We start from the raw sequence: 26,195 nt of genomic DNA, 5'->3' as shown, positions 1-26,195 counted from the left end.
TTCTCAAAAATTTAAAAAAATGCAGACCTATAAGCCGGATTCTGTCTCCAATAAATCGGAGCCTTATCATTTATCTAGATCCCGCATTGCTACGAGACTCAAGCTATCTACCCTTCAGCAACGGACGGGAACCCTTGAATGCTGATATACTTGATATTTCACCGCATAGAGTTTACCTGGTTTCACTACAGCATTACCTGTACATACTTTCTGTTGCACTTGTCCTAATCTCGCCCGTAAAGACGAAACCGACGGGTGTTACCCGCTATGCTTCCCTATGGTGTCCGGACTTTCCTCCCTCCCGATGAATCGGGACGACGATAAGGCGGTCTGCGGTGCAAAAATAGGTTTTTATGACGTAATATCAGGAATTAACTTTAAAATAGAATACACGAAACCCCTATTTATGCATTAAAAAAGAGTTTCAGGTCTGTTGTCGTGAGGTTTAGGAATTGGAAATCCAACCAAATTTGCCTGATACGGAAAAGCAAAATCCTGTATAGCATTTGAAGCATCCAGCCAAGCGTTTTCGTCTTTTCGATTCAAAACAATAGGCATGCGTTGTTTGGTGTTGTGGATGTATTGCATTAATTCGTTAGCCTCGGTGGTGAGCATCGTGTATGTAAAAATGGTTTCACCTGTTTGAGGCTGTACCCAATGGCTGTACAATCCTGCAAATGCAAAAAGAGCTTCTTCTTGAGAGTAGATTTGGTATTTGTCTTTGGATTTTCCTTTGGGATCATTCCAGTGCCACTCGTAAAAAGCGGTAGCCAGGATTAGGCAACGATTGTTTAAACTATTTTTGAAAGAAGGTTTCTCTCCTACCGTTTCTATTCTGGCATTCAAGGTGTTTTTTCGGACACTTTCGTCTTTGGCCCAAGTAGGGATGAGTCCCCAACTGTAATTGGTAGAAATGATTTCGGGAGATTTATCTCGAATTATAGGTGTTTTCAAGTGTGCAAAACCACTAATAGTATCCGATTCTAGAAACTGCAACGGGTTATCTACTTTGGCTTTGAAGCGAGTTTCGGCTTTTTTGACATTGGTTTTTAGTTGGATTGTGAAGCACATATTACTGACAATTTATCGTGATAATGTCTTTTAGATTAGTCGAATAGCAAGGCGAAAGATGTTCTTGGCGCATTTTCCATTTTCGTTTTAAATCTTGTCCGCCAAATTTGACCTTCTCCCCCATTTTCACATTCATTTTATCGAGCACTTGCATCAGGACTTTATGCTTCGGATTTTCGTATTCAAACATTGATAATTGTTGGGTTTGATCTTGTGTAATTCCCATCAAAATGACGCCTGCTTTTTTGTAATGAAATCCAGGTTTAAAAATTTCATTCAGTGCTTTTTGAGCGTATTTATTTAACTCAAAAGTAGAAGAGGTTGGGAACGGCAATTTAACGGTTTTATACCCACTGTATTGTGGTAAATCTTGCCGAAATCGGTTGGTGTAAATGAACACTTGAATGAGTTCGCAATTGCTTTTTTGGTTGCGTAGCTTTACAGCTGCTAGGGACGAAAACGTAGCTATTCGTTCTCGTAATTCCTCTTGGGTTTGCATCATCACATCAAAACTTCTAGTGGTTGCAATGTTTTGTTTGGGTTTAATATCTTCAAACTGGATGGTAGGCTCGCCTTCTAGGTCTTTTTTGAGTCTTAATCCTACTACACTAAAGTATTTTCGAACATAGGAATCACTCAATTGTGTAAATTGGTACGCATTGATCACCCCAATGGATTGGAGTTTTTTAGAGAATTGTCTGCCTATGCCCCAAACATCTTCGATCTTGGTCCATTTTAAGGCTTTGATGCGTTTTTCTTCGGTGTCGATGATGTAGTAGTTTTGGGTGCGTTCTGGGTAATTTTTGGCAATTTTATTAGCTACTTTGGCCAAGGCTTTGGTGGGAGCAAATCCGATAGAAATTGGGATTCCAATACCTTTTTTTATAATGCGGTGCATTTCTAGTCCAATTTGATCAAAATTGGCATAGTGATGACCGTTGAAGTTTATAAAAGCTTCATCTATACTGTAGACTTCGACATCGGGAGAGAAGTTTTTGATTAGGGTCATCACGCGATTAGACAAATCGCCGTAAAGCGTATAATTGGAAGAGCGAACTACAATATTGTGTTGTTTTACAAAGTCTTTTATTTTGAATATTGGAACTCCCATTTTTACGCCCAACGCTTTGCTTTCATTGGATCGTGCCACAACACAGCCGTCATTGTTGCTCAGGACAACAATGGGTTTGTTTCGTAAGCTAGGCTTGAACACACGTTCACAACTAGCATAAAAGTTGTTGCAATCCATTAAAGCGTACATGTCTTATCTTTTTCGATGGTATTTGAGTGTATTTATGACGATTCCCCAAATTTGGAACGAATCATTATCGGTGATTTGAATGGGTTTGTAATTGTCATTTTCGGGCATCAACCAAACGCAATCTTTCTCTACACGCAAGCGCTTGAGTGTAAACTCATCGTGGATTAAACAAACGGCAATATCACCGTCTTCGGGATCTAATAATCGATCGACAGCAATGATATCATTGTTTGAGATTCCAGCTCCTTCCATAGATGAACCGCTCACACGTGCACAAAAAATGGTCGATGGAGAACTGCCAAATACTTCCTTGTCGAAACTGATTTTGAGTTCTTGAAAATCATCGGCAGGGCTTGGAAAACCAGCAGATATTCCTTCGTCAAAATAAGGCACTTCATTGATAGAAGTCATATCGGAGGTTAGGAATTCAAGAGAAACAGTATTTGGAATTCGGATTGGCATTTTACTGGTATTTGAATTACAAAGTTAGTTAAAATGAAAAATTGAAGGTCTAACAGCAACGTTAATGTTGATAAAAAAATGAAGCCTGATTGTCAGGTTTATACAAAAAGGAATTAATAACGAAACACTTCTTTTTTAGCAGGAATTGCGTGAGGGATAGCGCCAAATTACCGAAGTAATGGCAATAGCCCGACCCCATGAAACAAAGGGGCTGTATGAGCGGCATGCTAAGTAAGCCCCTTTGCTTCATGGGGTCACGCCCAACTCTTTTAGTAGTTTATTTGTGAAAGCACTATTAGAACAATAGCGATCAAGGCCAATAAAAGCCCTGCAAAATTGAGTCGAGATATTTTTTCCTTGAAAATAAAGATTCCTACAAGACTGCCGATTACGATGACACCCATATTCATTCCGGCAAAAACGGTGGAGGGATTTTGAGCAAATGCTTGATGAGCTTTGAGGTAGAAAAAAATATTACAGAAGTTGAAAATTCCAACTAGTATACCCCAAAAAATATTTTTAGAACTGAATTTTTCCTTTCGAAAAAGGATGGTGAATAAGGCGTAAAGTCCCATTATTACTAAGGCGATTGCAAAAATAACGAACAAGGAGGTCGTAAATGGCAGTTTGGTATACAATGCGATTTGCTTGAACAACACATCGATTGTTCCAAAGCCGAGTACTACCATAACAGGATACATCCACTTGTTTTCTTGGTTGGATGTAGGCTTGATGAGTAGCAATACGAGTGCTGGAAAGCCAATCAAAATTGCAGCAATTTTCAGGGAATTGAATTGCTCGTCAAAAATAAACCAAGCGGCCAAAATGGGAATAAAAAGAGATAAACGTTGGGCAGCATCGGTTTTTACGATTCCCATATGTTGTATGGACAGCACCAAAACGATAAACACGGTTGGTAATAAAACACCAAGAAGGGTATAAATAGGCCAAGCCGATGAACTGGCTAATGCCTTGAAATCGGGGCTGAAAAAGCAATAAGAAAGTAAAAGAGCTGTTGCATAATTGAATGTTATGATTTGAATACTACTCGATTGATTTTTGTGCGCGATCTTGAAGAGCACGCCCACTGTAACACTACAAATAATACTCAGAATAAGAAATAGCATGGTCCTAAAATTTATCCCACAAAAATAGTGTTTTAATTTTTTAAAACTACTTTCTTCTAAAATTACCGATCACTCTTCAGCCAACCTGTAATGCTCATTCGGGTATGTTGAGTAACGAGCACTTCGTGAACAAGCTCATCACTTTTGAAGAAGACCGTTTTGCCTTGCGTAGGGCTTATTTTTTGGTTGTTATTGTCTTGATGAATCAGCAGTTCTCCTCCATGACTTTGTTGCCAATCACTGTTTAAATAACTAATGATTGAATATTTTCGACTTGGATTGTTTTTGAATTGATCTAGATGCTTTAGATAAAAATCGCCTTTCTCGTAAAGGGAATAATGGAACTCATAGCCTGTAATTCCGGCATAACAACTCTCATTTAAGTATAAAATAAAAGCTTCCATTTGAGCAAAGAATTCATTTTCGAAAGCGTTATTGTGTTTTTTGTCCAACCAATAAATAGAATCACTGCGAATAGCACCATCATAAGACAGTTTCTCAGAATTCCCGATTCCAGCAGCCGATAATTGACTGTTGTCGTTTAAATTATGTAGATTTTGTTTTAAGTTATTGGCTAATTCTGCACTCAAAAAATGTTCGGATATGCCAACTCTATTTTCGATATAAGTGGTAATCAAATCTTCAAAACTGTTTTCCATATTCCATTTTGATGGACTGAAAATAGCGCCAACGGGGCAAGATAGACTATTAAAAATGGGAAAGGTCACAAAATAAAATAAATAAAAATATTCTGATTGATTTGATTTCTTTTTAATCAAAATAGTACTCTTGTAATTTTTAATTTTAGAATATAATTGGTTAATTTTAATACGCCATTTTGCAATAAATAGAAAAAATGTCGAATATGATAGAACCTGATTTAATAAAAATTGAAGCCATTCAAATTGCGGAAGCTTTCAATATAAAGAAAATCCGAACAGAATTTGAAGTTGAAACGTATTCCAGTTCGATTTCGGAACTTTTTTATGCTTTTAAAAGCAAAAATCAGTACCTCTACATTTTTGATTATGGCGTAATTGTTTTTGCAAATTATACGGTATCCGATAAAAAAGAGTTTATTGAATTCATCAAAAAATATGCTATTGAGATTGTAGATTTAAACCTGTTTGAAGAATACACAATTGAGATTGACAAAACACTTTTGAAAACCTATGTCAAAAACAATTCGGTAACAGTACCTTTTGTCGATTCATCTGTATTGAGAATTGTGATGCTTAATATTGCTCAATCTGTGGCACTTGAGTTTTACGAAACACTTTCTGATGATCTTATTACATCCTCGAAGGAGTATATTCTTGAATTGGAAAAGCGAGGTCGCTTAAGCATTTCAAAAACCAATCTGCTGAAATATATTGGAAAAGTATTGAATGTAAAAAACAGTATAGTTGATAATTTATACATTCTTGACGACCCAAATTTGGTGTGGGATCATGAAGATTTAAATTTATTGAATAGAAGTCTTAAAACAAATTTTGATATTATACCTAGATTTAAAGATTTGGATTATCGATTGGGTATTGTTGAAGATAATCTAAAACTCTTTACGGATGTTTTAAATGTTCGGGAAAGCTCACGACTGGAGTGGATTGTGATTATTTTAATAGCAATTGAAATTTTTATTGCTTTGTATTTTCATTGATAAAAGAAAAAAAAATAGGGCTTAGAAATTCTAAACCCTATGTTCAATTATAATTTACTGATATAACTTCCGTAGATGTCCTTAAACTGATACCCTTCGGAAAGGCGATCTTTGCTGAGTTTTTTGTATTCTACTAATGCCCAAAGAATGAATTCTTTCATAAAATAGCTATCGTTTTTTTCTAATTGTGGTTGGTATTTTTTGATTAAAATTTCCAAAGGAGTTACACTATCCAAAATTCTTTTATATTCCTCATCAGAACAATCGTCCAGTAATTCGAATCCGCTTTCTGTAAAAAACCAATCTAAAGTGTCTGAATAAGCCGTTTTTTCACCTTGTTTTTCTAATTTTTCGATTTTAGGGAAATAGGCTGGAAAAAAGGTATGAATAGAATCTCCTATTAAATGTTGTGCAACTATAGCAGCTCCCTCCTGTTCTCCTTCATAAACCAATTCTACTTTACCAGTAATCGATGGAATAATTCCCATAAAGTCGGACAATCTCAAAGTAGTTATATCTGCTCCGGATCGCAAAGCACGACGTTCGGCTGTACTCAATAAGTTTTCGAAAGCAGTAATACTCAAACGAGCACTTACACCGCTTTTGTTGTCAATATATTCACTTTCGCGCGCTTCAAAACTGATTTGCTCCAATAAATCTTTGGCCAATGAAGGAACATACACCAACTCACTTTGTGTTTGATCTAATTTGGCTTCTTGCTCTGTTATTGTTCTGGCAATTTTGATGGTATCGGGATAATGCGTCAAGATTTGAGAACCGATTCTGTCTTTCAAGGGCGTTACAATACTTCCACGATTGGTGTAATCTTCGGGATTGGCGGTGAATACAAATTGCATGTCCAGCGGCATTCTTAATTTGAATCCGCGAATCTGTATGTCTCCCTCTTGCAGTATGTTAAATAACGCTACTTGAATTCTTGCTTGCAAATCCGGCAATTCGTTAATCACAAAAATACAACGGTTGGCACGGGGAATCATTCCAAAATGTATCACGCGGTCGTCTGCGTAAGAAAGTTTTAAATTAGCAGCTTTGATAGGATCAACGTCACCAATCAAATCGGCTACTGTAACGTCTGGTGTTGCCAGTTTTTCAAAGAATCGTTCGCTTCTGTGCAACCACGAAATTGGGGTTTCATCGCCTTTTATTTCAATGATATCTTTGGCAAAACGCGAAATGGGTTGAAAAGGATCGTCATTGATTTCGGATCCCGTCACAAACGGAATATACTCATCCAATAATTCGACCATTTTGCGAGCCAATCTGGTTTTGGCTTGACCCCGAAGTCCTAGTAAATTAATATTATGACGGGACAAAATAGCGCGCTCTAATTCGGGGATAACGGTGTTTTCAAAACCATGAACTCCCTCAAAAGTGGGTACTCCTGATTTAATTTTCTCTCTTAAATTATGACGCAATTCATCTTTAATACTTTTGCTTATGTATCCTGATTTCTTTAATTCTCCAAGTGTATTTATATTTTCTATTTTCATATTTTTTTTACAATTTTATTTTTTGAACCATTAAGGGATTAAGATAATAAAGCCATATTTTGCTTAATTTTAATGGTTTTATATTTATACTTAGCTGATCACTAAAAACTGACCACTGAATACTTATTTTACTCTCTTTTTTCTATTGGTTTCATAATCTTCAAAAATCATTTCGCCCAAACCTTTTAAACCGGTATAAAAGGCTTTCCCTTGATTGGCTTCGGTAAAATGATTGACAAATTGCTGTAAATAAGGATCATTGGCAATCATAAAAGTGGTAATGGGAATATGCAATTTTCGGGCTTGTTGGGCTTGATTGTAACATTTGTCCACAATGTACTGATCGAGTCCGTTGCTGTTCATATAATAGGAACCGTCTTTTTCGCGAACACAACTTGGTTTCCCATCGGTTATCATAAAAATTTGTTTGTTGGTATTGCGCTTTCTGCGGAGTAAATCCATAGCTAATTGCAAGCCAGCAACGGTATTGGTATGATAAGGCCCCACTTTTAAATAAGGCAAATCTCGAATGGCAATTGTCCATGCATCGTTACCGAAAACTATAATATCCAGTGTGTCTTTTGGGTAACGAGTAGTGATTAATTCGGCCAAAGCCATTGCTACTTTCTTGGCTGGTGTGATTCGATCTTCTCCATACAAAATCATACTGTGACTGATATCAATCATCAAAACGGTGCTCATTTGAGATTTGTATTGAGCATCTTCGACTACAAGATCATTTTCTGTCAGCATAAAATCGGCTACACCATTGTTGATTTGGGCATTACGTAAACTTTCGGTCAGGGAGATCCTTTCTAAGCTGTCTCCAAAATGAAATTCTCGAAACTCACCCGTGTGTTCATCGCCGTTTCCAGCATATTTGGTTTTGTGGTCGCCACTTCCCGATCGTTTTAAATTTCCAAAAATATTGTCCAAAGCTTGTTGTCGAATGGCGCGTTCGGTTTTGGCGGTTATGCCAATTCCCGATGTTCCATCGTCTTTGAGTTCCTCCCGGATGTATCCTTTTTTCTTTAAATCTTCAATAAAATCATCGATGGTGTACGCTGAATCTGTGAGTTTGTATTCTTTGTCGAGCTCACGCAACCATTCTATAGCTTCATCAAAATCTCCCGAAGTATGCGTGATAAGCTCTTTGAAAATAGCAAAAAGTTTATCAAATGGAGATTGAAACGGAGCCTCGTAGGTCTTGAAATAAAATCCTTTTTTGATAGTGTCCTTCATAAATATAAAAATACATCATTTTTAATCGAAGCTGCCTCAAACATTCTATAATTTTACGTTAAAAACCTTTAAATAGGAAATATAAAATTCAGTGACTCTAAAAAAAGCAACCATTAAGAAATTAAGATTCATTAAGTATTAATTCTAAATGATTCTTATTTTCTTAATGGTTAAAAATATAAATTAATAGTTTAAAACGGCTAATCTACTTTTCTAAATACAACTTCTACACCCGATGGATTGGTAAGTGTCAATCGCATGTTTTCTACTTTATAGGTTGTTGTACTTTGCAATGCTTTCAAGAACTCGTTTTCTTTATTATTTGGTCCGCAAGCCATTCTTGTAGTGATGATATTATTAAAACGAAGTAATCCATTTTCGAAAAACACTTTACCATTCATGCGATTGCAACCTGCAAATCCCATGAATTGATTGGTTGAACTATTGATTTCTAGATTGGGTAAATCTTTCATAAAGTGGTCCAAACTCGCTTTTTCTCCGTTTAGTTTTTCTAAAACCCAAATATCGTGCAAACGAGGATCGGTAATATAGTTTCCGCAACCACTTAAAAATGTGGAAACAGTATCTTTTACAATTTCTATTCGAACCGAATACGTTGATTTTTCACCAGACATGGTATTGATGCATTCTTGTTGCATGATCTGAATATTCAATAGTCCAGCTGAAGTTTCAACTCGGTACATTTTCACATTGGCATCCATCGCACGAATGGGTTCCACGTGTGCACCACTCAATGATTCAAAGCCAGGTTTCAAAGAGTTGAATTCAATGGTTTTTTCAGAAATTTTCAAACTCCATTCGGGTTCATTTCCTACACCTCTAAAATAAATACCCTGATCTAAATTTTCCATTTGTTGTTTATATTCGGTAGTTGGTTCAGTTTTTGCAACTTCTTTTGTTTTTGCAGAAACACTTTTGCAACTTGAAATTAATAAAAAGACTGAAAGTAATAGAATACACTTTTTCATAGTTTTTATAAATTAACCGCTTTATTTAAACGTTCCATCCAGATAAAACCATTTGCCATTTTCTTGTTTAAAAGTAGAAAACTCATAATGTACTTGGTTTACATTAGTAGCATCTAAAAAATAGGCTTTAAATTCAACCGTATTTTCAGTTGAGGAAATAATCTCCAATTTTTGCCATTTATTGGCTGTTGCCCAAAGTAAAATATCTTCTCTGGAATACTTTTTTCTTTCCGAAATATGTGTAGTGGCCAGTAAATAATCTGCTTGATGGGTTGCATAAGCCGAATATCTTGATTTCATCAATGCCAAAGCAGTTGGAGCAGTTTGAATTCCATTAATAAAAGGAGAGCAACAACTTTCAAATGATTTTCCAGAACCACAATAACAGGATATATTTTCCATAATAGTTATTCAGAATCTGTTGGATTGATTTTAATATGCAATTGATTCAATAATACCTGAAAATGACTAATCTGCATTAAATCTTCATCATCGTCTGTGTGATCTAGAATCTCATCTAGTTTTTCACTCACTTCAAGTAATTTATTATTGGCTTCTTTGGTTTGCTTACTGGCTATCAAGTCAATAATTTCTTGAACGCCACTTTTTAAATTTTCCAAATCTAAGTTTATCATAATCTATGAGTTAACAATTATCCGAAGCTTTACCCTCATTGAACTTTTTAGTAATCTGTTTTAGTTTTTCTTTACGATCCATCGCTGCTTTTTTGGCTTTATCTTGTGCTTTGTGCAGTTTGTCGTTGTGTTTCTTGATATTTCCTTCGTTATTTCTGCTCATTGCATTTCTCTTTTTGATGTTCCTTATCTTTTATATGAAATATGAATTTTATAATAAATCATTTTCAATATAAAAAGAGTACAAAGTTCGGTTTTATTATTGAAAAGGAGTCTGTTTTATACTGATAAATCGCCCTTTAGATTTTCTAAAAATAAAATTAAACTGATTTTTTCATACTTTTCTAAAATTGATTTTATATCTTTAATTTAATAATTAAAATTATTCTTATAAATTTTTAACTTTCTAGGATTTTTCGACATATTATGGAGTTTACAAATAAAAGGCTTAAATTCTTACGTTGGTTCATAATGAACCCCAAGACGACAGGTTTTTTTATTTTTTTAATACTAAGTCTCGGAGTTGCAAATGCAATTCAACAAAGGATTGAAATTATCAAAGAAAATGAGCGTCGAGAAATGCAAACAATTCTAGAAAGGATTGACCAAAATATTGATCAGTGTCTCAAAAGTTCGTACACAACTACTCTTACCCTTGCATTAACTATAAATGACAAAGGTATACCAGATAATTTTGAGACCATAAGTAAGAAACTAATTGAATCCAATGATTGGATTAGTATCGTTCAACTAGTACCAAATGGAGTTATTAAATATATATATCCTCTAAAAGGAAATGAATCTGCTTTAAATCTTAATCTTTTTACTACTCCAACTATTAAAAAAGAAGCCGTTCAATCTATCACGAATGGAAGAATGTTTTTTGCTGGTCCTTTGAACTTAAAACAGGGCGGAACTGCAATTATAGGAAGGTTGCCTATTTTTAAAAAAAATAAATTTTGGGGATTTTCTGCTGTTGTTATCAATTTTGATCATTTAGTAAAACAATCAGGAATAAATGCAATTGATACTTCAAAATATAGTTTTCAATTTTCAAAAATAAATCCTAATAATAAAAAAGAAGAATTTTTCTTTCCTTTAACAAATAATACACATAATAAAATTCAAATTTCTTCAACAATCATTGATGGCAATTGGAAAATTTATTTGATTAAAAAGAAGGATCCTAACCATTATTCAATACTAATTTTACCATCAATTTTAGGAATATTACTTTCATTAATGATCGGAGTTTTTACAACCCTTATGTTGAATAGACCAAAACAATTGCAAGAATTGGTAGCTATTCAGTCCGAAAAGCTTTTAAATAGTGAAATAAAATTTAAAACTATTTTTGATCAGGCTCCTTTAGGAATTGCTCTTGTAGAAGCTAGCACAGGTAAATACCTAGAGGTAAATAAACAATACTGTAATTTATTAGGTTTTACAGAAAAAGAAATGAAATTTAGAAGTTTTCAATCATTTACACATCCTAAAGATATTGAAATAAGTGAATTGAATTTTAAAAAACTTGCTGAAGAAAAAATCAATGAATATCGCATTAAAAAAAGATACATTGCCAAATCCGGAAAAATTATCTGGGTAAATTTAAATGTATCATCATTAACTAATTTAAAAGTAGAATCAAAAACAAATATTGTTATCGTTGAAGACGTTACATTGCAAAGGCAAAATGTAGAAAATCTTAAAAAAAGTGAAAATCAATTTAAAAGTCTATTCAAAAGTTCTCCAATTCCGTTATGGGAAGTTGATTTTTCACTGATAAAAAATCACCTCAAAAAATTTGATCTTATTAGTAAAGATAAAATTTTTGTCGAAAAATATTTAAAAGAAAATTCAGAAATCGTAAAAGACTGTATTCCTCTAATCAAAATTATAGCGATAAACTACGAATGTTTACAAATGCTTAAGTTAAAATCAAAAGAATCAGTTATTTCTAATTTAGAGCAAATACATAATTCTGAATCTATAAATGATTTTATAAAACAATTGATAGCTGTAACACAAAACAATTATCAATTGGAATATGAGTCTAAAATAAAAAATAGTAACCAAGAGTCCATAGATATTCATTTTAGATGGAATGTAGTTCGTAGATACGAAAAAACTTTCGAACGTATTATTGTTTCTACTGAGGATATTACTACCAGAAAAAGAAACGAAAAAATAATTCTTAATTCTCAACAAAAAATTAAATCTATCATAAATACCATTGATGGAATTGTATGGGAATGTGATATCGAAACCTATACCTTCACTTTTGTTAGTAAAAAAGTAGAACAAATTTTAGGTTATACTTCTGCCGAATGGATAAACGAACCCGATTTTTGGAGAAATCATATTCATCCCGAAGACAGAGAATGCGCTATGGAATATTGTAAAACTAAAACCAAAGAACTATCAAACCATGATTTTGAATATCGAATGATATGCAAAGATGGAACTGTCATTTGGATACGGGATATGGTAAATATAGTATATGAAAACGGCAAAGCTGTTAGCTTGCATGGAATAATGATTGATATTACTAAATCTAAAAAAATTGAAAAAGTATTAAGCAACTCATTCCATTTAGTTTCCAAACAAAACGAAAGGCTTTTAAACTTTTCCTATATAATATCACATAATTTAAGATCACATACTAGTAATATAGCCTCAATTGTATCATTAATACAATCCTCTGAAACTGAACAGGAAAAAGAACAAATGATGCAGTTATTAGTTTCAGTATCCAACCTACTTAATGAAACAATGTTGCATTTAAACGAAGTGATCAATATACGCACCAATGTAAACTTAGCCACTGAGTCTTTAAACTTAAAAGAGTATATTGATAATGTTATGAAAATATTTTCAAAACAAATCATATCCAAAGAGGTAAAAATCTCTAATTTAATCCCAGATGAATTAACGATAGATTACAACCCTGCTTATTTAGAAAGTATTCTTTTTAATTTAATTTCAAATGCAATTCGTTATAGTCATCCAGAGAGAAAAATTAGTATTGTTTTGAAATGGGTCATAATCAATGATAAAAAAATCCTTGAAATATCAGATAATGGAATTGGAATTGACTTAGTAAAGTATGGAAGTAAAATTTTTGGAATGTACAAAACTTTTAGCAATGACCCAACCTCAAAAGGTGTTGGATTATTCATTACAAAAAATCAAATAGAAGCAATGGGAGGAACTATTACGGTAGAAAGCAAACTCAATGTAGGGACAACATTTAAAATTGAAATCGTATGAGTCTAAAAACGATATGGGTAATAGATGACGACCCGATTTATCAAATTATTGTGAATAAAATCATCAAAAAGTCAGAGTTATTTGTAAGTGTATCCAGTTTCAAAAACGGGAAAGAAGCCATTTATGCGTTACAAAATGCTATAGAAAATACAGCAGAACTCCCAAATGTAATACTTCTAGATATAAATATGCCCATTATGGACGGCTGGGAATTCATGGAAGAAATGGTACTCCTAAAACCTCAAATCAAAGAACCGATAAGTATATATATAGTAAGTTCCTCTATTGCTTTAGAAGATAAAAGCAAAGCCAAAAAGTATCCCGAAATTATCGCATATTTATCAAAACCTGTAAACAACAATGATTTGATATTGATTTCAGCAAATAATTAAACAAATTCTCTTTTTATTTCCTCCAAAGTTTTATTGGTAAAAATTAATTCGTCAATAATTTCCTTGCGCAATAAATCAATATCGTCATAATCAAAATACTTGGCCCAAGAAGTCAACTCAAATAAATTCCGAATCTGTTTAATTCTTTTTGTAGTAAAAAAACTCGTTCTTAAAATGGCCTTAGAATCATAATTAGGATTATTTCGATGTTGGTAATTAACAGTTCTCTTGGCGTAATTGGCTACCAAGTAATATAATTCTTCTTCCGCATTATCAGGATAAAATTCGTTCCAAGCTGCAAAACCTAATTTAAATTTGAATGGGGTTTCAGGTTCCAAAGGTTCCAAGCGCCACTTACTATTGGCTAATCTCCCCCAATGATTAGAATAGCGATACATACCCTCCGTTGTATAATAATATTTACTACCCGATTTACTATCATATTGAACTGGCATTCCAGATATACGATCAGGCAAAATTTCCTGAAAAACACAAAAAGTATTTTTAAATGATTTTGGACTCGGTCTAAATATTTTTTCCATAAATCAAAGGTAAACACAAACTGAGGTAAGTACCAAATCTATTCATAAAACTACTTAATTTTACTATTTTGGGCGTGACCACATTTGCAAAAGGGCCCCAACATACAAACCGCTTATTTGGCCCCTTTTGCAAATGCGGTCGGGCTATCACGAGCGCTATGGCGCCTTGTTCTATCCCTCACGCTTTCGCTATCAACTCTATCCTTACACAAAAAACTCAAAGTATTCCGTACACCATTTCAAATTCAAATTCAGTATAAGTTCCTAATAATTGCTTAACTTTGCAGCCAGAATTATTTTAAAATAAAGAGATTATGACCAAAGCATCAGAAGAAAGAATGTTACAAAAAGGCGTTTTTACAGGAATAATGGAGCAAGATGAAAACAACAATTATTTTTGTGGGATCTATCTTTTAGACTTCAAAATGGCTCAAAAACACAATCTTGGGGATTGGATTACCATTAAAAGTATTATCGAAAACCCAAGCGACATCAGCTACAATAAATATCCCAAAAAATCTAAAAACTTCGACAAAGCCAATATGAAGCCTGAACAATAGGCTTTTATATCCCAAGATAAATTATCAAAAATCAAAAAATATTTCTTTTTTTGATTTTTTTTTTGCTCTAAACTGAAAAGTTAAAAAAAAGTGTACCTTTGCAAAAAATTGTCGATTTTCAATGAAATAATTTTTATTGAATAGTAAAAGACAAGTAGTTACAATATTTATGAAAAAAATAGTTGAATTTCGCAAACTGCTTAATGTAGAAAAAACAGTAGAGCTAAAAGAATTAAAAACCATTTATCGCAATGCGATGAAAGATGCACATCCAGATAAATTTCAAGGAGATGATGCAGGTCTAAAAGCTGCCGAAGAAAATAGTAAAAAAATTATTGAAGCGTATCATTTTTTGGTAAGCATCAATCCAGAGACTGTTAAAGCAAACTTACCTGAGTATACAGAAACAATCGCTACATCAACAATAACTGATTATAAATTTGTTGAAGGTCGTTTAATAATTAATTTCTCAAACGGGAGTGTTTACGAGTACATAAGTGTACCTAAAGCAACTTACGTAAAAATGGTAAACGCTGATTCCCCAGGTCGATTCGCAAAAAGACATATACTTAATGCATTCACTTGGAGAAAAACTACTAATCAAGAATAGTTTTTTTTAAACGCTCAATATGGTATTAAAGCACTCTAAAATAGAGTGCTTTTTTTATTTTATTTTTTGGATTGTTAAAAATATTAGAAAATTTTAATTAAAAAATATTGATTTTATTAACGTTTTTTTAACAGGTTTTTTAATAAATTAGCCTACCCAAAGTATATAACTAAAAAACAAAACCATGAATGAATCAGACAACATTTACCGAAAACAATACAAGAATGCACATCGAACGTATGAAAAACTTAAATTAATTCAATCTGAAATAGATTTTAAACTTAAATCAAATCCTGTTTGTTCGCATTTACATAAAGACTTAAGAGAAGTTAATTTAAATATTAAAATAACTTTAAATGAAATTGAACATATTGAATCGCATCTTTTAGAAAACGAAGGATATAAAACCCAACAATAAAACCAAAAAAAAGTCCTTTTTAAATTATTTTTTTATAACCTATTATTAGGAAAAATATACGGTTTATTTCCTAACGATATCAATATTTTAACCCTAAGAATTAATAGGTTTTTAATAACTCTAAATACTAGAAAATTATAACATAAATTTAGCGACTAAAGTTGTTATTAATTTATAATTTTAAATACTTTTGTAACCTTTAAACAATTAACTAATAAAAATGAAAAAAATTATTTTATTTCTTACTACAGCTGTATTACTTACTTCTTGTAACAAAGACAAATACACAATCTCAGGAACTGCGAAAGGATTTGAAAACGGAAAAACAGTTGTTCTAGAAACTCAAGATGACAAAGGGATGTTGATCGCTGTAGATACTGTAAAAATTGAAAACGGAAAGTTCGAAATTAAAGGAAAAATTACTGAACCAGCTTTTCATACTTTACAAATTGAAGGTGCACAAGCAAAAGTTCCTTTCATCTTAGAAAATGGTGATATTGCAATTGTTATAAACAAAGATACAATTCAAAAATCTAAAGTTTCAGGTACTTATAATAATGATGAGTATGTAAAATTTAATGACGAAATCACTAAAATCCAAAAGCCTTTGATGGATTTCCAAACATTAAATATGCAAAAAATGCAAATGGCACAACAAGCTAAAGATACTGCAACTATCAATGCTTTAATGAAACAATACACACAAATTCAAACTGAAATTGGTGCAACTTCAAAAACTAAGTATGTAGACTACGCTAATACACATCCAAAATCTTTTATTAGTGCATTAATTATTCAAGGAATGAGCAGTGATCCAACTGTTGATTCAAAAAAAATTGAAACAATGTACAATACACTTGATGAGGCATTAAAAAACTCTAAACCCGGTAAAGCAATTAAAACAAAATTGGCAGAATTAAAAACACCTTCTGTTTCTTCAGCTTCAGGTACTCCTGCAGCTCCAGTAGCAAAATGAAGGACAGATTTCGCTGCTCCTAATCCGCAAGGAAAAACAATTACTCTAAAAGAGAGTTTAGGAAAAGTGACAATTGTAGATTTTTGGGCATCATGGTGTGGTCCATGCCGAAAAGAAAATCCAAATGTAGTAGCTATTTATTCTGAATTACATACGAAAGGCCTAAATATAATTGGTGTTTCCCTTGACGAAGATCCTGTAAAATGGAAAAACGCTATTGCAAAAGACAAATTGATCTGGACACAAGTTTCTAATCTTAAAGGCTGGGAAGATCCTATTGCAAAACAATATAAAGTCGAATCCATACCTGCTACTTTTATTCTGGACAAATCCGGAAATGTAGTTGCTCAAGATTTAAGAGGCGACGAATTAAAAGCAAAAATCATAGAATTATTAGGGAAATAATACCTTTTACTTCTAAAAAACAAAAAATCTCCCTAGTGGAGATTTTTTATTTTATTCAATACCAATACATTAAAAATAATAATAAAATAAAGTGCAAAAAAAGTTTGTAAAACTAAAAACTGTCTCTATATTTGCACCCGGATAACGCAATAAGCGTTACCAAATAAGGCTCGGGGAGATACTCAAGCGGCCAACGAGGGCAGACTGTAAATCTGCTGTGTGAACTTCGCAGGTTCGAATCCTGCTCTCCCCACAAAAAACGCTTCAAGAAATTGAAGCGTTTTTTTTATTCAAATTCCCAAAAAAAATCCTATCTCATCAAAAAAATAAAATAGGATTCAATTTGAGAATATTCAGTAATAAAATGAAGCATCTTTAATTTATTCCAATTTAAAACTTACACTAACATTGGCAATAATTTCAATTTCTCCTACTGCCAATGTCTCTCTTGGGGGAGCTGCCGCAGATTCATCCATAGACATTGTTTTCATAGTTGCATATACCGGTTGAGGGTAATATGTTTGTGAATTATCATTTATAGTGATTGCTATTCCGACTTTTTGTCCCAAAACCGAAACATAATCGTCTGCCTTAGTTTTAGCTTCTCTCATGGCCAATTTTCTAGCCTCAGACTGATATTGCGTCAACTTTGAAGATTGAAAAGTAACATTATCTATTCTGTTAATTCCTTGTGTAACTAAACCCTCCATCAATTCATCATATTTAGATAAATCTCTCAAAAGTATTTCTATCGTTTGTGTTGCATTATAAGAGTGTTTCTTTTTTTCATAATCATATTGGGGATTCAATGAAACTCTTTTGGTTTTATAATCGGATGGTGCTAGATTCATACTTTTTAGTAGTTTTAAAACAGCATCCATTTGAATGTCATTTTGTTTTTTGACCTCTTTAGCATTGTTCCCTTTTGTTTCTACAGTTGCTAAAATAACAACCTGATCTGGAACTACCTTTACTTTTCCTTCTCCCATGACGCTTATTTGGGGAATTGGTTTAACCTCTTGGCTATAGGCCAAAACTGTAAACATACAAATAACAAACAAAATTAATTTTTTCATAGTATTGATTTTATATATTGATTTTAATTTTTAAATTTTCCCTGTTTTAGCCATCACAAAAAGAATAACTATTGGTATTGCTAACAAAATGGTCATTAAAGCATGTTCTTGTATTAAATCCGGATTTCTCATTATAGTAATTAAATACCCTCCTATTGCACCTCCAAAATGTGCAGTATGACCAATATTATCATTCTTTGCTCTCATTCCGTAAATGGAATACAATAAATATAAAATTCCGAAAATATAAGCCGGAATTGGAATAATAAAAAACAATCCTAACATCATATCAGGTTGTAATAATATTGCTGAATACAAAACTCCCGTCACTGCTCCAGAAGCGCCAACTGCTCTATAATTATAATCATCTTTATGAAATAACATTGTCAACAAACTTCCAAATATCAAACTTCCAAAATAAATCAATACAAATGAAAATTCCCCCAAGTAGTTAAAAACAACAGGTGCAAAGAAATAGAGTGTCAACATATTAAAAAACAGATGCCCCATGTCAGCATGAAGGAAACCAGATGAAATCAATCTAATTTGCTCTCCAGCACGAATACTGCCAATATGAAATTCATATTTTCTAAAAAAATAAGGATCATTAAATCCTTTATAACTTATCAGTACATTGGCAACAATAATTGCAATTAAAATGGCATTCATAAAAAAGTAGGTTTATAATTTTACTGTAAATCTAATTATTATTATAATTCTAAATCCTAATGAACTCACAAACTATCAAACAAAAGTGAATATTTATTTTATCTTTACCGAAAATTTTTGATCAATGCAATATCTTAATTACTTAATTGCCTACCCATTTATTTGGGCAATTTCAATTCTTCCTTTTCGCATACTTTACTTATTTTCAGATTTAACTTATATCATTGTTTATTATTTGATTGGATATCGAAAAAAAACGGTTAAAGAAAATTTAGTTTTAGCATTACCTCATTTAACAGATAGTGAAAGGCTAATTATCGAAAAGAAATTTTATAAACACCTTTGCGATATGTTTCTGGAAATGATTAAAACGATGAACATCTCAAAAGAACAAATTACCAAACGTTTTGTTTTTACCAATTTGGATCTCTATAAGGATTTAGAAAAACAAGGAAAAAGCATCGCATTAATGGGGGCACATTATGCAAGTTATGAATGGTCGCCCGCAATTAATTTTTATTCTGATTTTCAAGTTTATCCCATATACAAACAAATTAAGAACCCTTATTTCGAAAAGTTAGTTCATAGGATTAGATCTATATTTAATGTAACCCTAATTACTACCAAAAAAACGATTCCAACTATTATAGAAAATAATCAGAAAAATAAAAAAGGCCTTTATTTATTTGGTAGTGACCAGACACCAAAAATCAATTCCGCTCAACATTGGACAAGTTTTATGGGGGTAGAAGTACCAGTTCATACTGGAGCCGAAATGCTTGCTAAGAGATATGATATGAATGTACTTTTCTTGAAAACTAAAAAAGTAAAACGAGGATATTATGAAGCTTCTTTCGAAATACTTTCTCAAAATGCTGTAGAAACCCCAAATTATCAAATCACAGATCATTTCATAAAATTAGTAGAACAACAAATTTATGAAGCACCAGAATATTATTTATGGACACATAAACGTTGGAAACATAGAAAAGATCAAAAATAAAGCATACTATAATTTCCCTTAAAAGTTAAAACTTTTGATCAAACAAAATTATTTAATATATATTTACAGAAATTATATTTAATGCAATATATCCTATATTTACTTGTATACCCTATTTTATGGAGTATTTCAATTTTACCCTTTCCAATACTTTATCTTTTATCTGATTTTGTTTTTGTAATTATATATCGAATAATTGGTTATCGAAAAAAAGTCGTTAGAGAAAATATGGCTTTGGCATTAACCCATTTATCCTATGAAGAACGACTGATTATCGAAGAAAAATTCTATCGGCATTTATGTGATATGTTTTTGGAAATGATCAAAACAATGACCATTTCTAAAGATGAAATTTGCAAAAGATATGTTTTTAATAATTATGAAGTATATGCCGAACTTGAAAAACAAGATAAAAGCGTTGCAATTATGTGTGCACATTATGCAAGCTACGAATGGGTAGTTTCTATGAATTATTACACTAAATTTCAAGGTTATGGTATTTATAAAAAAATCAAAAATCCTTATTTTGATAAATTAGTACATTCTATTCGGTCCAAATATAATGCCTCATTAATAACAACCAAAGAAACAATTCCCACAATCATAACCAATCACAGAAATAAAAAACTCTCTGTTTATGGCTTTGCCAGTGATCAATCACCAAAGGAAGGAGCTGCACATCATTGGGCAAAATTTATGGGAATAGAGGTCCCAGTTCATACCGGTGCCGAAATGTTGTCCAAAAAATACAACATGAATATAGTTTTTCTTAAAACTAAAAAAGTAAAAAGAGGTTTTTATCAAGCCACTATTGAAGTACTGACTGAAAATGCTAATCTAGTTCCTAATTATGAAATTACGGATCAGTTTCTTAAACTCGTAGAAAAGCAAATTATAGAAGCACCTGAATTTTATTTATGGACCCACAAGCGATGGAAACACAAAAGATAACAACTTAAAATTAAGTGCTTTACAGATTTTATTTTAAATCAAGAATCACCTATTTTATTCAAGAAAAAGATTATTTATTTATATTTGTAAAAATTTTAAATAAATGCAATACTTCATATATTTATTAGTTTATCCTATAATTTGGTTAATTTCAATTTTACCGTTTCGATTACTATATATATTTTCTGATATTGTTTATTTTCTCGTATATCGAATTGTAAAATATCGTAAAAAAACAGTAAAGGAAAACCTAGCCTTAGCCTTACCTCATTTATCAGACGAAGAACGCTTTATTATAGAAAAAAAATTTTATCACCACATGTGTGATGTGTTTTTGGAGATGATAAAAACTTTAAATATCTCAAAAAATGAAATTTGTAAAAGATTTGTGTTCAAAAACATTGAAGTTTATAAAGAATTAGAAAAGCAAGGCAAAAGTATCGCTATTGTTTGCTCTCATTACGCTAATTATGAATGGATTATATCTTTGAATTATTATTCAGAATTTTCATCATATGGGATTTACAAACAATTAAAAAACCCCTATTTTGACAAATTGGTTCATAAAATACGTTCCAGATTTAATGCTAAATTAGTCACAACTAAAAAAACAATTCCTACCATAATCGAAAACAGTAAGAATAATATATTGTCTGTATATGGTTTTGCCAGCGATCAATCACCTCATATTAAATCTGCTTTTCATTGGGAAAAATTTATGGGTATTGAAGTTCCTGTGCATACTGGAGCCGAAATGTTGTCCAAAAGATATAATATGAATTTGGTTTATCTTAATACTAAAAAAATAAAACGTGGATATTACGAAGCCACTTTAGAAACTATTTCTACTAATCCAAAAGAAGCTCCGAATTATCAACTTACTGATCAATATTTAAAACTTTTAGAAAAACAGATTTATGAAGAACCTGAATATTATTTATGGACACATAGAAGATGGAAATACCGACGTTGATTTTTTTAAAATACGTGTAAATTTTAGTTTTTTATAAAGTTGAAAAAATAAAAATTCACCCTTTTAGAGAATAAAACTTTAAAATGAGTGAGTTTTTTTAATTGTCTATTATTGATTTATAATTTTTGAAACGTAGATTTTTTATAAAGTAAACCAATCGTGAACTAATGAATCTTCAACAGCAATAGCATTTTTATGAATAAACTCGTTGGTTTCTTTATTATAATTATAGTCTAAAGCCCAATTTTTATGATTTTCGACTAAAGATTTGATACTATTGCATACATATTCTATTTCATTGGTTGTCGTTGTAGGATGAATAGACATTCTAATCCAGCCTGGCTTTCTTATTAAATCTCCCAAACTAATTTCGTCAATTAATTTATTGGAAGCTTCCTGATCTACGTGTAATAAAAAATGGCCGTAAGTCCCAGCACAACTGCAGCCACCACGAGTTTGAATTCCGAATTTATCATTCAATAATTTCACGCCTAAATTAAAATGTAAATCTTCAACAAAAAATGAAATTACACCCAATCGATTATGATGTTGTCCAGCAAGAATTTTTAGATTAGAAATATTTCCTAAAGAGTCAAAAACATACTCCACAATTTCCTGTTCGCGTTTTAGAATATTATCAATTCCCATTTGCTCTTTCAATTGAATAGCCAATGCTATTTTGATAACTTGAAGAAATCCAGGAGTTCCACCATCTTCACGATCTTCAATATTGTCAATGTATTTGTGCTCTCCCCAAGGATTTGTCCATGAAACTGTACCTCCACCTGGACAATCAGGAACCATATTATGGTATAATTTTTTATTAAAAACCAATACACCAGATGTTCCTGGTCCCCCCAAAAATTTATGGGGCGAAAAGAAAATGGCATCCAAATAGGATTCGGAATCTTCGGGATGCATATCAATTTTAACATAAGGCCCAGAACAAGCAAAATCAACAAAGCAAACACCATTGTGTTGATGCATTAACTTAGCAGCTTGATGATAAGGTGTTTTTAAACCTGTTACATTAGAACAAGATGTAATAGAAGCTATTTTATAGGTTCTTTCTTTGTGTTTTTCTAGTAAAATGGAAAGATTTTCTAAACTAAAAAGACCATCTTCACAAGATGGAATTACTTCTACATCAGCAATTGTTTCAAGCCACGAAGTTTGATTGGAGTGATGTTCCATGTGTGAAATAAAAACAATTGGCTTTTTCTCCGCTGGAATATTGATAAAATCCTTTAGGTTTTCGGGAACCTTTAAACCCAATATTCGTTGAAATTTATTGACTACGCCTGTCATTCCGGTTCCATCTGTAATTAAAACATCATCTAAATTGGCATTTACATGTTTTTTGATAATGTGACGGGCATGGTGATAGGATTTTGTCATTGCAGTTCCAGAAACAGTAGTTTCAGTATGGGTATTGGCAACAAACGGTCCAAAGTCATTAATTAGTTTTTCTTCTATTGGTCGATACAAACGACCACTAGCAGTCCAATCCGTATATATTATTTTTTGCTGACCATAAGGGGATTCAAACTCTTGATCAATTCCTATTATATTATTACGAAATTGTTGAAAATATTGTTCTAATTGTGTTTGAACTTTAATTGTACTCATTGCATTTTTAATTTGGGATCAAATATATTGCTTTTTGTTTTAACTGAAAATTTTCTAATCTTTTCATTTTTTAAAGAATATATTTTTATGAAATTATTTTATACAATTAACAATTTCATCAATGCTTCTAGCATTAATATTTAGTCACATAAGTATCTTTTGTATTTAAATACATATTAGTACAAATTCCATTTTCCATTTCTAATTCGAATCGTCCACCGGCATATATTTTAGACTTACTAGCATGTGGTGCACCCCAACTCCAGTATAATTCAAGATCACAAATTCCGTTCTTACAATTAATTGGCAAAGTGTATTTACTGGCTATTGGAAATAATTTTGTTACAGTTGTTGCTCCTCCTTCGCAAGTTATTTTTGCCGTTACATCACTTATTAATTGTACATGATTATTTTCTTTTGACAATTCCCTTTTAATTTCTTGAGAATTAATTTCATCATTATGTATTGCAGTTTTAGCATCAATTTCTTTTATAATCACAAAAGGCTTATGTAGTCTCTTTTCTGATGAATTTGTGATTGCATTGTCTTTTGTGCTACCAGTATTTATATAATCAACAGTGCAACTCCCATCCGCACATTTTAATATAATATTGCAATAAACTTGCTTCAAATTGTCTTGAGGTGCTTTGTTGTTTTGAATATTACTTCTGCTTTTGCCAATTTTGGTAGCATTTATTTCAGAATTTTGGGCATTTATAAAATTTGTAAAACTTCCAAAAACAGTTAAAAACGTTATTTTAAAAAATATATTTTTCATAATTAGCATTGTGTTTATTTAGATTATTCTTTGAGTATTTTGTTTTATAGATCATAATTTATATTTAAATGAACCCTAAAGTTACGATATTAATAATTGTTTTTACCATCAAAATATCAATTTAATTAGTTAATTATTGAATGCTTCTTTTGACATACATTGAACTTCATTTCTTTATTTAAAATAGTTTACAAGACTAAAATTTTATTAAATAATTTGGCTTCGCAATGAAATAATACCAATTTGAAATTCAAAATAGTTTATTTTGATTTTCCTCGGTGCAACCCTATTGTAACAAAAAGGAAATTGAATTATTATATATTTATAAATTCAATGTGGATTCTTTGCATAAACTATCCATGAAAAAGCAAGCGAATATTTCTTTTATTTTATATAAAAAAATATATTTGCATTTAGAAATAATCGGGATGTAGCGCAGCCAGGTAGCGTACTAGCATGGGGTGCTAGGGGTCGCTGGTTCGAATCCAGTCATCCCGACAAAGCATAAAAAAAACCGACATTTATGTCGGTTTTTTATTTTTTATATTCCAGCTACAGCTTTTATTTCATCAATAATTCGCAAGGCCAAATCATCTGCCAGTTTCTGACTAGATGCTTCGGTATAAATTCGAATAATAGGTTCCGTATTCGATTTTCTTAAATGAACCCAATTATCTGCAAAATCGATCTTCACACCATCAATGGTAGTAATGTCTTCATTTTTATATTTATCAGTCATAGCGACAAGAATTGCATCAACATCAATTTGTGGTGTTAACTCGATTTTGTTTTTGCTCATATAATATTCAGGATACGAAGCGCGTAAAGCCGAAACAGACATTTTTTTGTTGGCCAAATGAGTCAAAAACAAAGCCACACCTACCATACTATCACGACCATAATGTGACTCTGGGTAAATGATTCCGCCATTTCCTTCACCACCAATGATTGCGTTGTTCTTTTTCATCAACTCTACTACATTTACTTCACCAACAGCGCTGGCCTCGTAAGTACCGTTATGTTTGTTGGTCACATCACGCAATGCACGAGAAGAGGACATATTGGAAACTGTATTTCCTGGCGTTTTACTCAAAACATAATCAGCACAAGCAACCAAAGTGTATTCTTCACCAAACATTTCACCGTCTTCACAAATAAAAGCCAAACGATCTACATCTGGGTCAACAACTACACCTAAATGCGCTTTTTCTTTAACTACCAACTCTGAAATATCAGTTAAGTGTTCTTTCAAAGGTTCTGGATTGTGAGGAAAATGTCCGTTGGGTTCACAGTATAATTTTACCACTTCAACACCCATTAATTCTAATAATTTTGGAATAATAATCCCTCCTGATGAATTAACACCATCAACGACTACTTTAAATTTAGCCGCTTTTACTGCTTCAACATCTACTAAAGGTAAGTTCAAAACTTCGTCAATATGAATGTCCATATAGGCGTCATTTTGAGTAATTTCACCCAAATTATCAACATCTGTAAAATCAAAAGCTTCATCTTCGGCAATTTGAAGAATTTTTTCCCCTTCAGCACCATTCAAAAACTCTCCTTTTTCATTCAATAACTTCAATGCATTCCATTGTTTTGGATTATGAGAAGCTGTTAGAATAATTCCACCATCGGCTTTTTCCAAAGGAACCGCAACTTCTACAGTTGGAGTTGTAGACAACCCCAAGTCAATCACATTTATTCCTAATCCTATAAGTGTATTGATTACCAAATTATGAATCATTGGTCCCGAAATACGAGCATCACGACCTACAACAACAGTTAATTTATCTTTTTTAGAATAATTTTTTAGCCAAGTTCCATACGCTGAAGCAAATTTTACAGCATCAACAGGGGTTAAATTATCCCCTACTTTCCCTCCTATTGTTCCTCGAATACCGGATATTGATTTTATTAAAGTCATTTTTTAAAATTAATGGTTATTTTAATACAAATATAAAAAAGTTGCGGGGTTTCTG

At 32.1% G+C, this 26,195-nt stretch carries 28 protein-coding genes, 2 tRNA genes and 1 other RNA gene; 13 read left to right on the top strand and 18 right to left on the bottom strand.

Going from position 1 to position 26,195, the window contains the following annotated elements:
* Window positions 1-14: 14 nt before the first annotated feature.
* From rnpB to OZP06_RS16160, 6 genes are all read right to left on the bottom strand, one after another.
* An RNA gene (rnpB, locus tag OZP06_RS16185) (RNase P RNA component class A) lies at window positions 15-337 on the bottom strand.
* Window positions 338-411: 74 nt separating this feature from the next.
* Window positions 412-1,071 (bottom strand): SOS response-associated peptidase, encoded by a 660-nt coding sequence (locus OZP06_RS16180; RefSeq protein WP_269222790.1) that lies wholly within the window; start codon window positions 1,069-1,071, stop codon window positions 412-414.
* Between the two features lies 1 nt (window position 1,072).
* A complete protein-coding gene (locus OZP06_RS16175) occupies window positions 1,073-2,332 on the bottom strand; it encodes a Y-family DNA polymerase (protein WP_269222789.1) in 1,260 nt (419 codons plus the stop codon).
* Between the two features lie 3 nt (window positions 2,333-2,335).
* Complete coding sequence (gene umuD, locus OZP06_RS16170) at window positions 2,336-2,794, bottom strand: translesion error-prone DNA polymerase V autoproteolytic subunit (protein ID WP_269222788.1); 459 nt, start codon at window positions 2,792-2,794, stop codon at window positions 2,336-2,338.
* Window positions 2,795-3,063: 269 nt separating this feature from the next.
* Window positions 3,064-3,921 carry an EamA family transporter gene (locus OZP06_RS16165; RefSeq protein ID WP_269222787.1) on the bottom strand — a complete coding sequence of 286 codons (858 nt, stop codon included), beginning with the start codon at window positions 3,919-3,921 and terminating at the stop codon, window positions 3,064-3,066.
* 62 nt (window positions 3,922-3,983) lie between these two features.
* A complete protein-coding gene (locus OZP06_RS16160; protein WP_269222786.1) occupies window positions 3,984-4,580 on the bottom strand; it encodes a 2OG-Fe(II) oxygenase family protein in 597 nt (198 codons plus the stop codon).
* A gap of 197 nt (window positions 4,581-4,777) precedes the next feature.
* On the opposite strand from OZP06_RS16160, the gene OZP06_RS16155 reads away from it, so the two are divergent.
* The gene (locus OZP06_RS16155) at window positions 4,778-5,581 is read left to right on the top strand and encodes an RMD1 family protein (protein ID WP_281323974.1); all 804 of its coding nucleotides are present in this window, start codon (window positions 4,778-4,780) and stop codon (window positions 5,579-5,581) included.
* A gap of 47 nt (window positions 5,582-5,628) precedes the next feature.
* On the opposite strand, the gene OZP06_RS16150 is transcribed toward OZP06_RS16155, so the two are convergent.
* The 6 genes from OZP06_RS16150 to OZP06_RS16125 form a co-directional block, all read right to left on the bottom strand.
* A complete protein-coding gene (locus tag OZP06_RS16150) occupies window positions 5,629-7,092 on the bottom strand; it encodes a magnesium chelatase (RefSeq protein ID WP_269222784.1) in 1,464 nt (487 codons plus the stop codon).
* Window positions 7,093-7,215: 123 nt separating this feature from the next.
* On the bottom strand, window positions 7,216-8,334 hold the full coding sequence (locus OZP06_RS16145; protein ID WP_269222783.1) for a VWA domain-containing protein: 1,119 nt from the start codon (window positions 8,332-8,334) through the stop codon (window positions 7,216-7,218).
* Between the two features lie 200 nt (window positions 8,335-8,534).
* Window positions 8,535-9,323, bottom strand: a complete 789-nt coding sequence (locus OZP06_RS16140) for an META domain-containing protein (RefSeq protein WP_269222782.1) — start codon at window positions 9,321-9,323, stop codon at window positions 8,535-8,537.
* A gap of 21 nt (window positions 9,324-9,344) precedes the next feature.
* Entirely contained in the window at window positions 9,345-9,725 is a 381-nt protein-coding gene (locus OZP06_RS16135; RefSeq protein ID WP_269222781.1) for a YchJ family metal-binding protein, read from the bottom strand.
* Between the two features lie 5 nt (window positions 9,726-9,730).
* Window positions 9,731-9,958 (bottom strand): hypothetical protein, encoded by a 228-nt coding sequence (locus OZP06_RS16130; protein WP_269222780.1) that lies wholly within the window; start codon window positions 9,956-9,958, stop codon window positions 9,731-9,733.
* A 10-nt stretch (window positions 9,959-9,968) separates the two neighbouring features.
* A complete protein-coding gene (locus OZP06_RS16125; RefSeq protein WP_269222779.1) occupies window positions 9,969-10,121 on the bottom strand; it encodes a hypothetical protein in 153 nt (50 codons plus the stop codon).
* A 263-nt stretch (window positions 10,122-10,384) separates the two neighbouring features.
* On the opposite strand from OZP06_RS16125, the gene OZP06_RS16120 reads away from it, so the two are divergent.
* Window positions 10,385-13,228, top strand: coding sequence for a PAS domain S-box protein (locus OZP06_RS16120; protein WP_281323973.1), 2,844 nt, complete (start codon window positions 10,385-10,387; stop codon window positions 13,226-13,228).
* Window positions 13,225-13,620: a response regulator gene (locus OZP06_RS16115; RefSeq protein WP_269222776.1), complete on the top strand. Its 396-nt coding sequence runs from the start codon at window positions 13,225-13,227 to the stop codon at window positions 13,618-13,620. The genes OZP06_RS16120 and OZP06_RS16115 overlap by 4 nt, the downstream gene beginning before the upstream one ends.
* Here OZP06_RS16115 and OZP06_RS16110 read toward each other — a convergent pair.
* Window positions 13,617-14,162 (bottom strand): hypothetical protein, encoded by a 546-nt coding sequence (locus tag OZP06_RS16110; RefSeq protein WP_269222775.1) that lies wholly within the window; start codon window positions 14,160-14,162, stop codon window positions 13,617-13,619. The genes OZP06_RS16115 and OZP06_RS16110 overlap by 4 nt on opposite strands.
* 314 nt (window positions 14,163-14,476) lie before the next feature.
* On the opposite strand from OZP06_RS16110, the gene OZP06_RS16105 reads away from it, so the two are divergent.
* The 6 genes from OZP06_RS16105 to OZP06_RS16080 all read left to right on the top strand — a co-directional run bounded on the left by OZP06_RS16105 (window position 14,477) and on the right by OZP06_RS16080 (window position 17,384).
* Window positions 14,477-14,722: a hypothetical protein gene (locus tag OZP06_RS16105; protein ID WP_269222774.1), complete on the top strand. Its 246-nt coding sequence runs from the start codon at window positions 14,477-14,479 to the stop codon at window positions 14,720-14,722.
* A 169-nt stretch (window positions 14,723-14,891) separates the two neighbouring features.
* Complete coding sequence (locus OZP06_RS16100) at window positions 14,892-15,332, top strand: KTSC domain-containing protein (protein WP_269222773.1); 441 nt, start codon at window positions 14,892-14,894, stop codon at window positions 15,330-15,332.
* 184 nt (window positions 15,333-15,516) lie between these two features.
* Window positions 15,517-15,750: a hypothetical protein gene (locus tag OZP06_RS16095; RefSeq protein ID WP_269222772.1), complete on the top strand. Its 234-nt coding sequence runs from the start codon at window positions 15,517-15,519 to the stop codon at window positions 15,748-15,750.
* Between the two features lie 220 nt (window positions 15,751-15,970).
* Window positions 15,971-16,726, top strand: a complete 756-nt coding sequence (locus tag OZP06_RS16090; protein WP_281323972.1) for a DUF4369 domain-containing protein — start codon at window positions 15,971-15,973, stop codon at window positions 16,724-16,726.
* A gap of 66 nt (window positions 16,727-16,792) precedes the next feature.
* Entirely contained in the window at window positions 16,793-17,131 is a 339-nt protein-coding gene (locus OZP06_RS16085; RefSeq protein ID WP_281323971.1) for a TlpA disulfide reductase family protein, read from the top strand.
* 172 nt (window positions 17,132-17,303) lie between these two features.
* Window positions 17,304-17,384: transfer RNA gene (locus OZP06_RS16080), tRNA-Tyr, on the top strand.
* 127 nt (window positions 17,385-17,511) lie between these two features.
* Here the strand turns inward: OZP06_RS16080 and OZP06_RS16075 are convergent.
* Window positions 17,512-18,207 carry an SIMPL domain-containing protein gene (locus OZP06_RS16075; protein WP_281239764.1) on the bottom strand — a complete coding sequence of 232 codons (696 nt, stop codon included), beginning with the start codon at window positions 18,205-18,207 and terminating at the stop codon, window positions 17,512-17,514.
* Window positions 18,208-18,237: 30 nt separating this feature from the next.
* The gene (locus OZP06_RS16070) at window positions 18,238-18,876 is read right to left on the bottom strand and encodes a rhomboid family intramembrane serine protease (protein WP_269222769.1); all 639 of its coding nucleotides are present in this window, start codon (window positions 18,874-18,876) and stop codon (window positions 18,238-18,240) included.
* 124 nt (window positions 18,877-19,000) lie between these two features.
* Between OZP06_RS16070 and OZP06_RS16065 the strand changes: the two genes are divergently transcribed.
* From OZP06_RS16065 to OZP06_RS16055, 3 genes are all read left to right on the top strand, one after another.
* On the top strand, window positions 19,001-19,879 hold the full coding sequence (locus tag OZP06_RS16065; RefSeq protein WP_281239766.1) for a lysophospholipid acyltransferase family protein: 879 nt from the start codon (window positions 19,001-19,003) through the stop codon (window positions 19,877-19,879).
* An 81-nt stretch (window positions 19,880-19,960) separates the two neighbouring features.
* Window positions 19,961-20,830 carry a lysophospholipid acyltransferase family protein gene (locus OZP06_RS16060; RefSeq protein ID WP_269222768.1) on the top strand — a complete coding sequence of 290 codons (870 nt, stop codon included), beginning with the start codon at window positions 19,961-19,963 and terminating at the stop codon, window positions 20,828-20,830.
* 103 nt (window positions 20,831-20,933) lie between these two features.
* Complete coding sequence (locus tag OZP06_RS16055; RefSeq protein ID WP_281323970.1) at window positions 20,934-21,803, top strand: lysophospholipid acyltransferase family protein; 870 nt, start codon at window positions 20,934-20,936, stop codon at window positions 21,801-21,803.
* Window positions 21,804-21,944: 141 nt separating this feature from the next.
* On the opposite strand, the gene OZP06_RS16050 is transcribed toward OZP06_RS16055, so the two are convergent.
* Both OZP06_RS16050 and OZP06_RS16045 read right to left on the bottom strand, forming a co-directional pair.
* The gene (locus OZP06_RS16050) at window positions 21,945-23,432 is read right to left on the bottom strand and encodes an aminotransferase class V-fold PLP-dependent enzyme (RefSeq protein WP_269222767.1); all 1,488 of its coding nucleotides are present in this window, start codon (window positions 23,430-23,432) and stop codon (window positions 21,945-21,947) included.
* A gap of 133 nt (window positions 23,433-23,565) precedes the next feature.
* Entirely contained in the window at window positions 23,566-24,210 is a 645-nt protein-coding gene (locus tag OZP06_RS16045) for a hypothetical protein (protein ID WP_269222766.1), read from the bottom strand.
* A 424-nt stretch (window positions 24,211-24,634) separates the two neighbouring features.
* On the opposite strand from OZP06_RS16045, the gene OZP06_RS16040 reads away from it, so the two are divergent.
* Window positions 24,635-24,708: transfer RNA gene (locus OZP06_RS16040), tRNA-Pro, on the top strand.
* Between the two features lie 43 nt (window positions 24,709-24,751).
* Here the strand turns inward: OZP06_RS16040 and glmM are convergent.
* Entirely contained in the window at window positions 24,752-26,140 is a 1,389-nt protein-coding gene (gene glmM, locus OZP06_RS16035; RefSeq protein WP_269222765.1) for a phosphoglucosamine mutase, read from the bottom strand.
* Window positions 26,141-26,195: the final 55 nt, after the last annotated feature.

This window comes from Flavobacterium sp. IMCC34518, assembly GCF_027111095.2.
Taxonomy (GTDB): domain Bacteria; phylum Bacteroidota; class Bacteroidia; order Flavobacteriales; family Flavobacteriaceae; genus Flavobacterium; species Flavobacterium praedii.
The sequence above is the reverse complement of the archived record's forward strand: the minus strand, read 5'-3'. Positions and strand labels throughout refer to the sequence as shown.

Coding starts and splice junctions, on each gene's coding strand:
- OZP06_RS16100 (WP_269222773.1), top strand. CDS start 14,892: ATGAAAAAAATAGTTGAATTTCGCAAACTGCTTAATGTAGAAAAAACA.
- OZP06_RS16130 (WP_269222780.1), bottom strand. CDS start 9,958: ATGATAAACTTAGATTTGGAAAATTTAAAAAGTGGCGTTCAAGAAATT.
- OZP06_RS16060 (WP_269222768.1), top strand. CDS start 19,961: ATGCAATATATCCTATATTTACTTGTATACCCTATTTTATGGAGTATT.
- OZP06_RS16105 (WP_269222774.1), top strand. CDS start 14,477: ATGACCAAAGCATCAGAAGAAAGAATGTTACAAAAAGGCGTTTTTACA.
- OZP06_RS16135 (WP_269222781.1), bottom strand. CDS start 9,725: ATGGAAAATATATCCTGTTATTGTGGTTCTGGAAAATCATTTGAAAGT.
- OZP06_RS16180 (WP_269222790.1), bottom strand. CDS start 1,071: ATGTGCTTCACAATCCAACTAAAAACCAATGTCAAAAAAGCCGAAACT.
- umuD (WP_269222788.1), bottom strand. CDS start 2,794: ATGCCAATCCGAATTCCAAATACTGTTTCTCTTGAATTCCTAACCTCC.
- OZP06_RS16115 (WP_269222776.1), top strand. CDS start 13,225: ATGAGTCTAAAAACGATATGGGTAATAGATGACGACCCGATTTATCAA.
- OZP06_RS16045 (WP_269222766.1), bottom strand. CDS start 24,210: ATGAAAAATATATTTTTTAAAATAACGTTTTTAACTGTTTTTGGAAGT.
- OZP06_RS16095 (WP_269222772.1), top strand. CDS start 15,517: ATGAATGAATCAGACAACATTTACCGAAAACAATACAAGAATGCACAT.
- OZP06_RS16070 (WP_269222769.1), bottom strand. CDS start 18,876: ATGAATGCCATTTTAATTGCAATTATTGTTGCCAATGTACTGATAAGT.
- OZP06_RS16160 (WP_269222786.1), bottom strand. CDS start 4,580: ATGGAAAACAGTTTTGAAGATTTGATTACCACTTATATCGAAAATAGA.
- OZP06_RS16155 (WP_281323974.1), top strand. CDS start 4,778: ATGTCGAATATGATAGAACCTGATTTAATAAAAATTGAAGCCATTCAA.
- OZP06_RS16165 (WP_269222787.1), bottom strand. CDS start 3,921: ATGCTATTTCTTATTCTGAGTATTATTTGTAGTGTTACAGTGGGCGTG.
- OZP06_RS16175 (WP_269222789.1), bottom strand. CDS start 2,332: ATGTACGCTTTAATGGATTGCAACAACTTTTATGCTAGTTGTGAACGT.
- OZP06_RS16125 (WP_269222779.1), bottom strand. CDS start 10,121: ATGAGCAGAAATAACGAAGGAAATATCAAGAAACACAACGACAAACTG.
- OZP06_RS16055 (WP_281323970.1), top strand. CDS start 20,934: ATGCAATACTTCATATATTTATTAGTTTATCCTATAATTTGGTTAATT.
- OZP06_RS16090 (WP_281323972.1), top strand. CDS start 15,971: ATGAAAAAAATTATTTTATTTCTTACTACAGCTGTATTACTTACTTCT.
- OZP06_RS16145 (WP_269222783.1), bottom strand. CDS start 8,334: ATGAAGGACACTATCAAAAAAGGATTTTATTTCAAGACCTACGAGGCT.
- glmM (WP_269222765.1), bottom strand. CDS start 26,140: ATGACTTTAATAAAATCAATATCCGGTATTCGAGGAACAATAGGAGGG.
- OZP06_RS16075 (WP_281239764.1), bottom strand. CDS start 18,207: ATGAAAAAATTAATTTTGTTTGTTATTTGTATGTTTACAGTTTTGGCC.
- OZP06_RS16050 (WP_269222767.1), bottom strand. CDS start 23,432: ATGAGTACAATTAAAGTTCAAACACAATTAGAACAATATTTTCAACAA.
- OZP06_RS16120 (WP_281323973.1), top strand. CDS start 10,385: ATGGAGTTTACAAATAAAAGGCTTAAATTCTTACGTTGGTTCATAATG.
- OZP06_RS16140 (WP_269222782.1), bottom strand. CDS start 9,323: ATGAAAAAGTGTATTCTATTACTTTCAGTCTTTTTATTAATTTCAAGT.
- OZP06_RS16150 (WP_269222784.1), bottom strand. CDS start 7,092: ATGAAAATAGAAAATATAAATACACTTGGAGAATTAAAGAAATCAGGA.
- OZP06_RS16110 (WP_269222775.1), bottom strand. CDS start 14,162: ATGGAAAAAATATTTAGACCGAGTCCAAAATCATTTAAAAATACTTTT.
- OZP06_RS16065 (WP_281239766.1), top strand. CDS start 19,001: ATGCAATATCTTAATTACTTAATTGCCTACCCATTTATTTGGGCAATT.